Consider the following 14,480-nt stretch of genomic DNA (forward strand, 5'->3'; position numbering starts at 1 on the left):
ATGTTTCCGTTATTTCAAGAGGGTTGTGATGTAGCGCGAGAGCGGCACTTTCTCGATCGACCGCCGGTGTCCGACGATCCCGACCTTAATCGCACCAGCCGCATTGCCGACGAAACCGACAAGATTGAGCGGCGTGCCGGTCGAGGCGAGCGGCGACGAAATGGCCAGGAAGGCATCGCCGGCACCGACCGTATCGACGACGGTCCGGGTGAAGGCGGGAATGCGCGCCGGCGGCTTGCCGTCCTCGAACACCACACAGCCGTGCTGGCCGTGCGTGATGATGAATTTCTTGCAATCGATCCGCTTCGAAAGATTGTCCGTGACCACGGATTCGATAGAACTGAATCTGTCGCCCGAGGCCAGTTGCGCTTCCGGTGCATCGATGCACACGAAGTCGCATTTGCGGTATTTTGTGATCAGATTGAATCCGAGATTGGCGCTATTGGTCTGTGTGTTCACGGCCAGGAATTTCGATTTTTCTATCAGCACCTCGATCGACGGCATGGTCAGCATGCCGTGGCCAAAGTCGGTGGCGATGACGACGTCGGCATCCGTTATCCGGTCCGAGATCATATCCGTGATCTGCTTTTCCAGCGCTTCGTCCGGCAGCGAATCGTCGAAGTCGTAAACCTCGAACAGCTTGCGCATATACCCATCGTCGATGTAACGGCACTTGCGCGTTGTCGGCGCATTGTCACGATAGATCGGCGACAGCTTCACGTTCGGCTTGAGCTGGTCGCGGATCAGCTCCTCGAACGAATTCTTGCGGCCTAGCACGGTCACCACCTCGACCTCGGCACAGAAATCGGCAACGTGGTTGGCGGCGGCCAGCACGCCGCCGGCGAAAATCTCACCGTACTTGGCATGCGTCGCGATCATGTTTTCCTTGGGTGCCTTGGCCATGGCGCGAACGTACTGGTACTCGTCGATGATCGCGTCGCCGACCAGCAGGACCCGGGTATTGGCGACGGAATCGATGGCGCTGCTGATGGCCGCCTCGGTGCCGTCATTGCGGTGCGTCTCAAGGAATTCGCGCAGCGTCTCGTCGTGGACGTCCATGTATTTGTTGATCAGTTCCGACGACGAGAACGTGATGTCGTTGGTAAACACCAGCCGTCCGCCGTGCCGTTCGACAGCGTGGCGTTCCTGGACGATCTTGCCGGTGATATCGTCCTTCGGGTTTTCGTAGTCCGATCCCTTGACGTATGCCGACGGCCTGATGATTTCCAGCACGGCTTCGGCCGACGGCTCGCGCGAGATGCCGACATAGTCCACGTACTCCAGCGCGCCGAGCATTTCAGCACGCAGATTCTCCGTGAAGATCGGCCGTCCCGGCCCCTTGTTGACGAGGCTGTCGGTGGTGATGGTCACGATCAGAACATCGCATTCCTTGCGCGCCATCTGCAGGTGGCGGACATGCCCGAGGTGCACCAGATCGAAAACGCCGTGGCACAGCCCCACGGTCTTGCCGCCGTTGCGCAGTGCGGCGGCGATCTCTCCCAGGTCGGCCAGGGATTTAATTTTCGCGCGCGCATCGCGGACGCTGGTCAAATTCTGATTGGGCATATTATTTCTTATCCAGGTATTTGAACCACCCGGCGGTGGCATCGGCGATCTTGTCGGTTGTCCAAACGGGGGCTTCGCCCCAGTAGTCTATGTTCTCGAGCATGATGGCGACACCGTCCTCGAACGGGACCTTGGCCTGCCAGTTCAGAAGTTCCTTGATCCGTGTGGTGTCGGCATAGGTGCAATCGGGCTCGCCGGGGCGTTTCGGGATATGCACAACGTCGCCGCCGAGCAGCTCGACCAGCCGGTTCACACTATATGTATTGTCGGAACCGATATTCATGATTTCGCCGCTGACATTCGATTCCGCTGCCGCCTCGAAGGCCGCCACGGCATCGCCGACGAAGGTGAAGTCCCGGGTCTGGGTGCCGTCGCCGACGACGGTGTACGGCTCGCCGGCCAGTTTCTGCGCCAGAAAGACCCCGAACACGGCGCCGTAGGTGCCGCTGGTCCGCGACCGCGGCCCGTAGATATTGAACATCCTGAGCGACACCGCGGGCAGGCCGTAAAGCTGGCACCAGTGCATCACGCACTGCTCGCCCAGATATTTTGCCAGCGCATATGGATACTGTGGCCGCGTCTCGGCCGTTTCCGGTGTCGGATAGACATCGGGGATGCCGTAACACGATGACGACGCGGCATAGACAAAGCGCTTTACGCCGGCGGCGCGCGCCGCTTCGAGGACGGCAAGGGTGCCGTCGACGTTGGCGTGCATGTATGCCATCGGCTGCTCGATGGACGGCACGATGTCGGCCAGCGCGGCCAGGTGAAATACCCACTCGGCCCCGTCGAACGCGGCGCCGAGGACGGCGGGGTCGTTGATGTCGCCGACATGAACGCTCAGCCCGTCCTGGTCTTTCAGGTGCGCCAGGTTATCAAGGCGTCCGGTCGAGCAGTTATCGATAACCGCAACGGTGTGCCCGTGCGACAACAGCCGTTCCGTCAGATGAGAGCCGATAAATCCGGCGCCGCCGGTTACGATACAACGCACATTCTACTCCTTGGTGCCGCAATTAACATGTGATTGAAGGTCCCGTTATTCGGATAAGATGAAAAAGTGTTTTTGTCGATGTTAGAGGTGCCCGCGTTTCCGCAATTGCACCAATCGACGGCACGTCGTGAGAACAGCCACAAGATTTCGTCGGTACGTTTTTCGATGCGGGTCAGAAAATGACATCATCGATTACTTCGATTCGAAACGGCCGGGCGTTGATGCCACGGTCGCCCAAAACCGTTGCACGGGGTCGGGGATCGACCGGATCGAATAGACCTCTTCGAGTATCGCTTCGGCGTCGGGCACGACATTGCCCTTCAAATCCTCCGCCAGTTGCTCCGGCGTTTCGTAGATCGGGTAGTCGCCGTAATAGCGGGTGTCCATGCTGTCGACGGGGATCAAAAACGGGTAATAGGGCTTGCCTGCCGCAAGGGTTTCGAACATGGCGCCGGACAGGATAGGGCCGACGACGAAGTCGGCCCACGAAAGGGCCTCCTGGTAAGGCTCGGACTTGGACAGAGGACAGTCGAGCTGGAAGGCGCGCGCGACATTTTCGTAATAGGACGGCTTCCACCTGCCTGGACCGGGGTGCAGCTTGAAGCGGACATTGTAGCCGAGGGATTTCAGCATCCTGACGGTGCGGACAAAGAACACGAAGGCGTAACTGTTCAAGCCACGAAGATCCTGGAGCAGCGGCGTGTATTGCAGGACGAGCACGTTCGCGCCCTGGGAAGGCGCCTTCTGCAGGGCGCCTTGCCGGCGTGGTGCCAATGCAAGCGGCGAGCCGACGTGAGCGCGCGGTTGACGGGCGCTGATATCGTCCAGCCACATGTCGTTTACGCGGCCCCAACTAAGACATCGTGTGACCATAGGTTCTGTCCGCGGCTCCCCGCCAAGCGAATCGACGCGGTCGACGATCGGGATATGCGGGCTGTGCCAGATATAGTCGACCTCGATACCCGCGTTCTTGCCTTGCTCGCAGTAAAACCGATTGGGCGGGTTTCTGACCCCATCGACGACGACGCGGCACGGCCGATGCCGATCACAGACCGCCGCGGCTTCCATGGCTTGCGTGTAGGTTTTCTTCAACTCGTCCGCGGCCATCCGGTTCGCGATAATACGGCGAAGCGTCGTCGGCAGGTGGGAAGGGTGGTTTTCCAGATAAGCAACGATTTCCCGCGACTTGTCATCGATTGCTTTTTCTTGGGCTGCGCTGAGCCGGACGGGTTGGTGTTTGCTGAACACAACGCCGGCCTTAAGACATTTCCAAATCAGCATGAATTTCTTTGGCGCGGCGCGGGCAGAAACCACGGGGGCACATTCGCTCTGCGTGATACCCGTCAGCAAAACGCCGAGCAGGTTTGTGTTCACGAGAACAAGCACCCTGTCGCGCTTCTTCCGCCACATGGCCAGGAAGGATGAAAGGCCCGACAACGAAAGCTCATAGACCCTTGCCAGGCATTCGCGGAAATCGATCTGCCGTTTCTTCGCGTAAGCACGGTCGGCGATGGATGACAGTCCGTCGGAATCGTCGCTTCTGTCGGAAAACAGGATTTGAGCGTCCTTGCAGACGGCCTCGACGATGCTGCACCGCTCGGGTTTCGAGAGCACGTTCAATTCGCTGGCGAACTCATAGAAGATAATTTCACGGCATGAAAACTCATCGATCAGTTGGCGCAAAGCCCGGTCGAGCCGGTAAAAATTCATCATGCAAACAAAAATCTCGCCGTGCAGGGCCTTGCCCAGGGAAACGCCGTCGATGACCGTGACGTCTTTATTCGACGCGTCGTAAACCCACCCGTTCGAATGAATGAAAATATCCGGGCCAAGTTTTTCCGGAATGTCCCAGTTCAGTAACCCGCGTTCAAAATAGATACAGTCGTAATCGTTTTGCGTTAGTTCTTCGGCCAACAGCCAATTGCACGTGACGATCAATGTGTCTGGATCGACAATCGCTTCATCGGTGAGCGGCCGATCATCGACGATCAGCGCAAGACGCGCGTACCGCGCGCGCAAATTTGGCGGCGTTACGAATATCTCACTCAATCCCGCAGCCCGTGACGCTTTGGGCTGCGAACTCGAATCGTTCATCAGGTCAGTGTTGTCTATTGTTCTGGCGCTCAATCGCTGAATGTTATCTGACAGGCCGGTCGATGAAGCTTTTCTGCAACGGAAGCTGCCATATTTCTTCGCCTCGAAGGATCTCGAAAAATTTGTCCGCGCTGCCGCCTTCGCCGAAAGACATGCAGGGTTCAACGCGGGACGGAAGATTCATGATCGTCGTATAGATCGCATCCGTATCTTCCGGGGTATCGAATATGGCGTGGTTTTCCGCACGGTTTTTCTGCCGGGTTCCGATGTTGACGCATGGCACGCCGAACACCGGTGCCTCCCTGACGCCGGAGCTTGAGTTTCCGACGATATAACGGGCATTTTTCAAGAGCGTCAGATATTCCTCGAACCGAAGCGAGGGGAACAGTTTTACATTGGGCTGTTCCGCGAAGTGGTTCACTTCGGTCATGATGTTATCGGAGCCGAGATCGTTGTTCGAGTGGACCACGATATAATTATGTCCGGTTTGGGCCAGCGCCTTGATAATGGCTTTGATCTTCTTTTCCTGCAGATTTATTTCCGTCGTTACCGGATGACAGATAAAGATGGCGTACTCATCGAAGTCGATTTCATAGTATTCTTTTGCTTCATCCAAGGTCGGCAAGTTGTTGCTTCGCAGGACATCCACTTCGGGCGAGCCGATCACGAAAATAGAGTCTTCGCGTTCCCCCAGTTGCAACAGCCTGTCCTTGGCGCTGTCGTTCGAGACGAAATGCACATGTACCAGCTTGGAAATTGCGTGGCGCATCGACTCGTCGATTGTTCCCGAAACTTCACCGCCTTCGATGTGGGCAATTCGGACGTTGTTCAGCGACCCCGACAAGGCGCCGGCGAGGGCCTCGATCCGATCGCCGTGCACGACGAACAGATCCGGGTTCCGTTCATTGATGTAATGGCTGAATTGCGTCAGGGCGCTTGCCAGCGACAAATCCATGCTGGTCATCGTGTTGGAGGATTGATTGAACAACGGAAAGATGTTCGAGAAACCCGCCTTGTGAATCGCATTCACGGTAAAGCCGTACTTTTTCAACAAGTGCATGCCCGTCGCAACGATCTCGGTATGAAATTTACCGGACGCTTCAACCCGTTCGATCAAGGGCTTGAGCTTGCCGAAATCGGCACGGGTCGCCGTCATGAAGGTGACGAACGGTCCCGCCAGTTCATCGTTTCCTATTGGATATCGGTCCATGAAATCTGCTCATCCGAATTGATGTCACGAGTCGCGACCTTGCCCAGTATGTCTTTGAAGTGCTCGGCAAGAATTTCGCCGGTTCCGGGACGCTTGACCCACAGATTGTCCATCGAAAAGGCCTCGCCCTTGCGAACCGGACGAATGGAAACGACACTTGCATAGGCGAAGGCAATGGTCGGGGCTTCACCTTCATGGACCTTCTTGCCGCCGCCCATGGCCATATGAACGGCGCGGCTGCCAGCGATCAGTTCCGCCAGTTCGGCAGGGTCGATCGAAATCGGCACATCGGGCCCCGGCCAGGTTTTGTCCGAAGTGAAATGCTTTTCGAGGATGCAGGCGCCAAGTGCCGTCGCGGCGATGCAGGTATGGATACCGAGAGAGTGATCGCTCAGCCCGACCAGCTTCGTATCGTAACGCTGCTTGAGTTCATCCAGGGCGCGCAGGTGAACCTGATCGTAGGGCGTCGGATACATCGATGTGCATTGCAAAATGCAAACAGGCACATTCCTGGAGCGGAAGATTTCAACGCTTCTGTCAATCGCGTCCAGTCCGTTCATGCCGGTGCTGAGGATGACCGGCTTGCCGAAAGACGCAATGTGCTCAAGCAGCGGATAGTTGTTACATTCACCCGAACCTATTTTGTAGGCGGGCACATCCATACTTTCCAATAGATCCGCGGCGGCCCGGGAAAATGGTGTAGAAAGGTAGATCATACCTTTGGACTGCACGTAGTCCATCAGCTTCTTATCTTCTTCCGGGGTCAATTTACACCGATCCATGATGTCCCAGATGGATTCTTTTGCGTTTCCGGGAATCACGTCGTTTCGAATCATTTCATCTTCGATGACATGGCACTGGAATTTTGCGCATTCGCATCCGGCGGCGGCGGCGTCATCAACCATTTGTATGGCTTTATCGAAAGAGCCTTCGTGATTAATGCCGATTTCCGCAATAACCAGGGGCGCGACATCCGGGCCGACCTCTCGGGTGCCGATAATAAAAGGAGCCACGTCCATATTTGCGTTCCTGTCCTTCCTATTGATTTCAGTTTTCAGCGTCACCAGGCGGTCCAGCCGCCGTCGACGACAAGCATCTGGCCGGTCATGTAGCTTGACGCATCGGAGGCCATATAGACGACCGCCCCGACCATCTCGTCGACATGCGCCATCCGCCCAAGCGGGGTGCGCGCGCCGTAGTTTGCCTGAAAGGTTTCGTTCTGACCCGACTCGATGCCGCCCGGAACGAGCGTGTTGACGCGAATGCCCTTATCGCCCCAATACGTTGCAAGGTATCGGGTCAGGGCGACGATAGCACCTTTCGAAGCACTGTACGCCGCCGGCGTCGTTATCGTATGCCCCATGTACTCGGAACCTTCATAGATTCGAAAGTCCGGACCGACGACACCGTATGTGGACGCGGTTTGAATGATGCTGCCGCCGCGTCCCTGCTTGAGCATTTGCTTGCCGACCGCCTGGGCCATCAAAAACATACCGTCGATATTGACGCTCATAATGTCGCGCCATACCTGAAACTCGAACTCGTCGAAGTCCTTGAAGTAATCGGCCGGATTTTTTGTCTTGGAAGCTGCATTGTTGTGCAGGACATCTATGCCGCCAAGTGTTTCGGTTACCTGGTCGACCATGGCGCGGACCGACTCGGGGTTTGAGACATCGCAAGCGATACCGATCACGCGGCCACCGAATTCCTGGGCGATGTCGCGGGCCAGATCTTCCGCTGCGTCGGCATCGAGGTCGACAATCGCAACGTCGGCGCCGTTGGCTGCGAGGCCACGGGAAATGCGCTGGCCTTGAATGCCGGTTCCGCCGGTAATCAAAGCCACTTTTCCCGACAAATCGAACAGATTGGAAAGATTTTTTGCCGTCATGTTTTGCCTCGCATACGCATTCCTACTCTAATTATTTCACCGGCCGGGACTTCATCGTCCCGGGTCCGCAAGCTTTCAATGTGTAACACGCCGCCACCGCAGGCAACATCGACTCCGCCCGTACGGCTGGCCGACAGAACGCTGCCGTTGGCGAGCCAATGAAGCGCCGGCATCGGACTTTCGGCGATGTGCGCGCGGGCAACGTGGATGCGCTGTTGTGTCTTTCGGTTGGCCGCCTGCATATGGGCCGAGGCGCCAGCATGAGGCCAGCCGAACGCGCGGATAACCCGCTCGGCTTCCGCCGGAGGCCGGTTCCAATCAATCCATCCGTCGTCGTCCGTATATAGCGAAGGAAGATAGACCCGCGTCGTATCTTGCCCGATTTTCGGAATGCTGCCGTTCTTTGCGCAGGTTATCCAGGTCTGAGCAAGCTCGCCGTAGGCTTTGCGTTGAGCCCGGAACAGATCAACAGGATAGGCATTTTCCGGCCATGTGTAAGGCGCCTCTGAAACCGCGTCGCCCGAATCGATGCCCAGGTCGATCCAGTGCAGAACCACCGAATCATCGACGACACCGTTAAGAATATTCCAGCTCAGCCCGGCGCGGCCCCGGTAGTGGCGCGAGCCGTGCAGGTTGAACACCCACCCATCGAAATTGTCGAGAAACGCCGCCTTGAGGATCGGTGCGGATACGGAAAAAGCGACATTCGCCCCGGTTTCTTTGATTGAAGCGAGGGCTTCCGGCGAATTGGGGTCCTCGACACAAAGCAACGGCGCCCCGGCGACGTCAGCGATTTCCGACATCGAATCGAACAAACCGAACCTGGAAAGCGTCGCTTCAGGTTCCTTCTTTCCGGTGCGGTCATCTATATGGGTCACGACACAGACAACGTCGATCTCGTTGGCGCGGAATACTTCAGCCAGGTTGAGAAGCGCACCGTGATAGCCGACCAGGCACACACGGATATCTTCCATCGGCCACTTGAGAGGCACGCTCCCGGCTTCAGGCGTCGTTGCGTTTGTCGAAGGCGACACTAATTCAGCCGGGCAAAATGCGCATGTTTGACGGGGCCGTTCAGGCGTTGCTCAAGATCGTCCGCCTGCACGCCGGCGGCGATTTCACCGAACACTTCGGCAACGTTCGCGAGGTAGCCGTCGATCATGTCGTCCGTATGCGCGAGCATCGAATAGACCTGGCCGCCGGCCAGATAGCCGCGTCCCAACATTTGCTGGGTAAACAAGGTCATCGGCACCAGGGGCGTGGCGTGGTCGAAGGACAGGGTCGCCAGCGGCGGTATGCCGGTAACGTTGATCTTCAGGCCCACCGCATCCGCGGCCTGGCGCCACCCGGCCTGGACTTTCTCGCCCTTGGCAATCAGTTGCCGCGGAAGATCGAGTTCCAGGTGTTTTTTGATTGTCGCCAGAGCGGCGACGGGGCCCACTCTTTCGGTCCAGTACGCGCTGGAGATGAACGAGCTTTGCGCCGAATCCATGACCGCGCGCTTGCCGATACATGCCGCCATCGGATAACCGTTGCTCATGCATTTGGCGAAGGTCGCGACGTCCGGCGTAACCCCCATCGTCATGTGAATACCGCCCGTCGTCATGCGCCAGCCCGACGTGACTTCGTCGAAAATCAGGACCGCGCCTGCTTCATCGGCAAGCCGGCGCGCTTCCTCGAGAAAACCCGGTGCCGGCGGGAGCGTGCGCATCGGTTCCATGACGATGGCGGCCAACTCCGATTTTCGGGCGGCCACGATGGCGCGCAAATCTTCAATGTCGTTGTAGGCAAACGGAAATACCGTGCCGCCAAGGCGGCTGGGAACACCGGCGGATGGAATGCCGGCCAACAAGTGGTTGTCGAGATTGGAGTCGTCACTGATGTTCGCCGCGACATACCAGTCGGCCCAACCGTGGTATCCGCAGTAGGCCACGCCGTCACGACCTGTCGCGGCCCGGGCGATCCGCACCGCGATCGACAACACTTCCCCCCCCGTCCGGGCGAAACGCGCCATGTCCGCCCATGGATGACGATCAATGAGCAATTCGGCGAGTTCGACCTCTTCGTGGCAATTGAGCGTCGTCATCGTCCCTTTGGATATGGCCTCGGCGACCGCCGCGTTTACATCCGGGTCGGCATATCCGAGTGCGGACGTGCCGACACCGCAGTGGGTGAAATCAAAGTACTTGCGCCCATCGAGATCCCACACCTCGGCCCCGCGCGCCTTCTCGAAATATGCAGGCCATTGATCCGGCAAAAACATTTCCGGACGCTTGGAAAGCAACTGCGTGCCGCCGGGCATGATGTTCCGGGCCGCGGCATACAGCGCCTGGCCCTTGCCGGTTGCGGGGGTCGTTTTGTCGTGTTTTTTTGTGCTCATTGCCAATCCGCCATATCGACGGTTCCTTCGCGAACGAAGAATTCCGCCAGTTTCAAATCATGCATCGTATCGATCTCGATTGAGTGGAAACGGTCCATCCTGTAGCCGTAAGACTTTTCCGGATTGCCGTATATGGTGCCGGTTGATCTCATGGTGTCCCAATCGAACAGATATAACGCGCCGTTCATCGTATATTCGCTGACCATTGCCTGGCGCCGGAGTTCACTTATGCCCGAGAGCTTTTGGATGATTTGCCGGGCATTGCCGTCTTCGCTCAGGGGGCCGACAAAAACGGAATTCACTTCTGTTTCGCGCATGCCCAGCACGCATTTGGCCTGAAGCCGGTCATACATTTCGATCGCCGCATCGTAGTCCGCACTGCGCGCGAAGGGCGACGACGGCTCGAGGAGCATGATCGCATCGTAGCGGCGGTTTTCCGTCTGTTCCAAAAAATCCATGGCGTGAAGAATCACATCATTGCTTCGGGCGTCGTCCGTTGCCAGCGCCGCCGGCCGTGTAAACGGGATGTCGACCCCATGGCGTGCCGCTTCCGCCTGTATTTCCGGATCATCCGTGGAGATCATCAAGCGCGCGCAGTATTTCGAACCCAACGCCGAACGCGCCTTAAACCCGACCAGGGACAAGCCGCCGATCTGACGCAGATTTTTTTGCGGCACGCCCCTGGAACCGCCGCGCGCCGTGATCAGAAACAAGACCTCTTTGTTTTCAGTGCGCATACCGATGTTCCTAAAAATGCAGCGCCGGTGGGGCTGCAAAAAATGCCCGGCGTCTGCGAGCCGTTCGGAATTTTTCCATGCTACCGCACTCCGGGTGAAACGACCCGGAGTGGGGGGATACCACAGGTGAACGCCGCCGCCGCTTTAAGTGGAGGCGAAGACGTCCTCTTTATTGACCTGCGCCCGGACTTGCCGGCCGAGGATACTCAGCAACACCGTGACCCGGTTCCGGTCACAGGTGGCTTCGAACAGCGCCTCGAACTCACCGAGCGCGCCGCGCAGGATGCGGACCGGCTCGCCGGCCTTGAACATCTGCCCTTCGCTGGTTTTGATCAGGCCGTTCGCGTCCTGGCGTGCGCGGATCTCGTCCATCACGCCGGCCGGTACCGGGGCCGGCCTGTCGCCGAAGCGGATGACGTCGAAAATGCCGACCGTCGAGCGGATCGCCCGCCACGGCGAAAACGCCGGATCGATTTCGATGAACAGGTATCCCGGGAACAGCGGACGCGGCACCCAATCAACCTTGCGGGCATGGCTGCGCCGCTTCAGGTGCTTGGGCAGCAGAACATTGAAGCCCTGACGCATCAGGTGGAAGACCGCCTTGTCCTCGGCGTTGGGCTGGGTATTGGCGACACACCAGTAGCTCATGGGGCGTCTCCTGGCATGACCGCGCTTTGCTTGTCGAGGCCGAGAAACGCCGGTGCCAGCACGCGTTCCCGGGCGAACAGGCCGAGCGCCGTGTCGCGCAGCTGTATCGGATCATTCATGTCGCAGACGATGACGCAGTCGTAGTCCTCAAGCTCGGCTTGCGTGCCGAGCCGCTTAAGGCCCGCCAGCGACACGTTGTGGGTGTCTGAATTGGCGAACAGTGCCAGCGTCAGATCCTTGTCGTTGGCGGACATTGCGAAGATCTCCACCAGATCGCCGTCGCCGAGAAGGACGACGCGCCGCCAGTTCTTCTCGAGACATGTACTGTAAATCTGTTCGGCCTCGTTGCGCGAGACGCGAAACAGGTTCAGCGACTGCGAAAGATAGGCCGCCGTCAGCCGGGTCTTTTCGCTGAATCCCTTCGGCGTCAGGTAATACGCATACCTGTTGGCGGGCGCCTGATTGACCTTGATCAGGCCTTTTTTGATGCATCTTTTGAGGTAGGTATTGGTCAGGCCGAGCGCGATCGACAGCTCAGACGCGATCGAGCGCTGCGAGACCCGCTCGTTTTCATGCACCGCATTCAACAGACCCAGCGTGATGCGGTGCTCGTTCTCAATGTGGTCGGTACCGAATTTGGCTTTTGTCATCTGTTTTCCAGGACAGAAAGGGCGAAAAATAGATACCAGATATTGCGAAATGCTGACCTTTATTACACTGTTCATAATGTGAACGTCAAACGCGTTCACATTATGAACGTTAAAAATATCGTGCATGAACAACTGACTGGCCCTAGTTTTGCGGTCGATCGTCCTGCCGGGTCGTGGACAATTCAGGGGATTCGCTTACATGACCGCACGCGCCAACGAAAAAATCGCCGTCATCGGCCTTGGATATGTCGGTCTGCCGCTGGCGCTGGCGTTGGCGCGGCATTTCCCGGTGACCGGGTTCGATGTCTCGAAAACGCGGATTGCCGAGCTTCGCGCTGCCGTCGACCGTTCCGGCGAGGTCGACCCGGCGGTCCTCAGGTCCAGTACCATCGCGCTCAGCGACACCCCGGCCGAGCTTAAGGATGCCGGTATCTATATCGTCACCGTGCCGACGCCGGTGGATGCGGAAAACAAACCCGACCTGGGCGCACTCACGGCGGCCTGCGGGACACTCGGCAAGATTCTGAAAAAGGGCGACGTCGTCGTCTTCGAAAGCACGGTCTATCCGGGCATAACCGAGAATTTCTGCGGCCCGACCCTGGAAGCCGTCTCGGGCCTCGCCTGCGGCGAGGAATTTTTCCTCGGCTATTCGCCCGAGCGTATCAACCCCGGTGACAAGGAATACACCGTCGAGCGCATCACCAAGGTGGTCGCGGGGCAGACGCCGGAAATCGCCCGGCGTCTGGCGCATGTCTACGGCCGCGTCACCGGCGACAACATCTTCATCGCCAAGGACATCAAGACCGCCGAGGCGGCCAAGGTCATCGAAAACGCACAGCGCGACATCAACATCGCCTTCGTCAACGAACTGGCGATGATCTGCAACAAGATCGGCCTGTCGACCCACGACGTGCTGGCGGCGGCCCGGACCAAATGGAATTTCCTGCCATTCACGCCGGGCCTCGTCGGCGGGCACTGCATCGGCGTCGACCCGTACTATCTGGCGCACCTGTCGCGCAGTCTCGGACACGAACCGGAAGTGATCCTGTCGGGGCGGCGGATCAACGAAAGCATGGCCGGCTTCATCGCCGCCCAGATCGACCAGCATCTGGACACCAAGCCGTCGCGGATTCTCGTTCTCGGTCTGACCTTCAAGGAAAACGTACCGGATCTCAGGAACTCCAAATCCGCCGATCTGGTGCGCATTCTTGCCGATATGGGCCATCATGTGGATGTGCACGACCCGTGCGCCGACCCGGCGGAAGCGAAACGCGAATACGATCTTGAGCTGCATCCGGTGATCGCCGATATCCCGCCCGCTGACTGCGTCATCGGCGCCGTCCGCCATGCGGCCTATTGCGACTATACGGCGGAAATCCTGGCGGCACAGGTTGCCGCCGGCGGGCTGATCGCCGATCTCAAGGGGATGTGGCGCGATATTGAATTGCCGGACGGCATCCGCCGCTGGGATCTTTGATCCGCACCGATTATCCCGGCGCGGCAGTGTGCGCCGAGGCGCTGGCCGATGCGCTGGCCGATGCGCTTGGCAAGGTTCTGGCGGAAAAACCCCGTGCCACGCTGGCGCTGTCGGGCGGTCGCTCGCCCCGGACCGTACTGCCCCTGTTGGCGGCGAAGCCGATCGACTGGTCCCGCGTCGACGTGACGCTGGTCGACGAGCGCCGGGTGCACCCGGATCACCAAGACAGCAACGCAGGTTTGGTGCGCCGCTGTTTTCTCGAACGCGGTGCGCAGGCTGCCGGTTTTGTCCCGCTTTGGACGGGGACGATGCCGCTCGATGCGGCGCTTGACGCCGCGACCCGGAAACTGGCCCCGATCCTGCCCTGCGATGTCGCCTATCTCGGCATGGGGACGGACGGGCACATCGCCTCGCTGTTTTCCGCCGCCGATGCGGCGGCTTTTGAAAGCGCGACTTCGCCGGTCATTCAAAGCGCGGCGCCTTCGGCGCCCCGGGGGAGAATAAGTCTGACGCTGAGTGAACTTCTCAGGGTTCGGTATCTGTTTCTGCACGTTTCCAATGCTGAAAAACACGAGGTGCTTGAACGAGCTGAGGGACATCCCCCAAGTCCTGCCGTGCCGGTTTCATTACTTGTGCATAAAAGGCTCGATATTAAAATTTTCGCCTGTCCCTGAGCCCCCTCACCTGTCCTCTCCCCCGCTACGCGGAGGAGAGGGACTCACGCAGCACCATTTCCTTCGAACCGGCGAAAAGGGGAGCCGTTCGTTGCGTCAGGGTCCCTCTCCCCCATTCATGGGGGAGAGGACAGGTGAGGGGGAGAGAACAGGTGAGGGGGACAG

The 14,480-nt window shown here is 58.6% G+C and carries 13 protein-coding genes; 2 read left to right on the top strand and 11 right to left on the bottom strand.

The genetic code is table 11. The features are described 5' to 3' along the window. Positions 1 to 9: 9 nt before the first annotated feature. From L2D14_02615 to L2D14_02665, 11 genes are all read right to left on the bottom strand, one after another. Entirely contained in the window at positions 10 to 1,566 is a 1,557-nt protein-coding gene (locus L2D14_02615; GenBank protein WNK00328.1) for a PfkB family carbohydrate kinase, read from the bottom strand. 1 nt (position 1,567) lies between these two features. Beyond that, entirely contained in the window at positions 1,568 to 2,557 is a 990-nt protein-coding gene (locus L2D14_02620; GenBank protein ID WNK00329.1) for an SDR family oxidoreductase, read from the bottom strand. Between the two features lie 192 nt (positions 2,558 to 2,749). Beyond that, positions 2,750 to 4,606 (bottom strand): hypothetical protein, encoded by a 1,857-nt coding sequence (locus L2D14_02625; protein WNK00330.1) that lies wholly within the window; start codon positions 4,604 to 4,606, stop codon positions 2,750 to 2,752. Between the two features lie 88 nt (positions 4,607 to 4,694). Further along, the gene (gene neuC / locus L2D14_02630) at positions 4,695 to 5,861 is read right to left on the bottom strand and encodes a UDP-N-acetylglucosamine 2-epimerase (GenBank protein ID WNK00331.1); all 1,167 of its coding nucleotides are present in this window, start codon (positions 5,859 to 5,861) and stop codon (positions 4,695 to 4,697) included. After that, positions 5,843 to 6,880 (bottom strand): N-acetylneuraminate synthase family protein, encoded by a 1,038-nt coding sequence (locus L2D14_02635; protein WNK00332.1) that lies wholly within the window; start codon positions 6,878 to 6,880, stop codon positions 5,843 to 5,845. Before L2D14_02635 ends, neuC begins: the two co-directional genes overlap by 19 nt. A 41-nt stretch (positions 6,881 to 6,921) precedes the next feature. After that, positions 6,922 to 7,749, bottom strand: a complete 828-nt coding sequence (locus L2D14_02640; protein ID WNK00333.1) for an SDR family oxidoreductase — start codon at positions 7,747 to 7,749, stop codon at positions 6,922 to 6,924. Then, on the bottom strand, positions 7,746 to 8,741 hold the full coding sequence (locus L2D14_02645) for a hypothetical protein (protein ID WNK00334.1): 996 nt from the start codon (positions 8,739 to 8,741) through the stop codon (positions 7,746 to 7,748). Before L2D14_02645 ends, L2D14_02640 begins: the two co-directional genes overlap by 4 nt. Positions 8,742 to 8,782: 41 nt before the next feature. Continuing rightward, a complete protein-coding gene (locus L2D14_02650; GenBank protein WNK00335.1) occupies positions 8,783 to 10,129 on the bottom strand; it encodes an aminotransferase class III-fold pyridoxal phosphate-dependent enzyme in 1,347 nt (448 codons plus the stop codon). Beyond that, entirely contained in the window at positions 10,126 to 10,866 is a 741-nt protein-coding gene (locus tag L2D14_02655) for an acylneuraminate cytidylyltransferase family protein (protein ID WNK00336.1), read from the bottom strand. The genes L2D14_02650 and L2D14_02655 overlap by 4 nt, the downstream gene beginning before the upstream one ends. Before the next feature lie 144 nt (positions 10,867 to 11,010). Beyond that, on the bottom strand, positions 11,011 to 11,514 hold the full coding sequence (locus tag L2D14_02660) for a transcriptional activator RfaH (protein ID WNK00337.1): 504 nt from the start codon (positions 11,512 to 11,514) through the stop codon (positions 11,011 to 11,013). Next, the gene (locus L2D14_02665) at positions 11,511 to 12,164 is read right to left on the bottom strand and encodes a winged helix-turn-helix transcriptional regulator (protein ID WNK00338.1); all 654 of its coding nucleotides are present in this window, start codon (positions 12,162 to 12,164) and stop codon (positions 11,511 to 11,513) included. The genes L2D14_02660 and L2D14_02665 overlap by 4 nt, the downstream gene beginning before the upstream one ends. A 199-nt stretch (positions 12,165 to 12,363) precedes the next feature. On the opposite strand from L2D14_02665, the gene L2D14_02670 reads away from it, so the two are divergent. After that, a complete protein-coding gene (locus L2D14_02670) occupies positions 12,364 to 13,641 on the top strand; it encodes a nucleotide sugar dehydrogenase (protein ID WNK00339.1) in 1,278 nt (425 codons plus the stop codon). After that, positions 13,638 to 14,315: a 6-phosphogluconolactonase gene (gene pgl, locus L2D14_02675; protein WNK00340.1), complete on the top strand. Its 678-nt coding sequence runs from the start codon at positions 13,638 to 13,640 to the stop codon at positions 14,313 to 14,315. The genes L2D14_02670 and pgl overlap by 4 nt, the downstream gene beginning before the upstream one ends. Positions 14,316 to 14,480: the final 165 nt, after the last annotated feature.

Source organism: Thalassospiraceae bacterium LMO-JJ14, assembly GCA_021555105.2.
In the GTDB taxonomy this organism is placed as follows: domain Bacteria; phylum Pseudomonadota; class Alphaproteobacteria; order Rhodospirillales; family Casp-alpha2; genus UBA4479.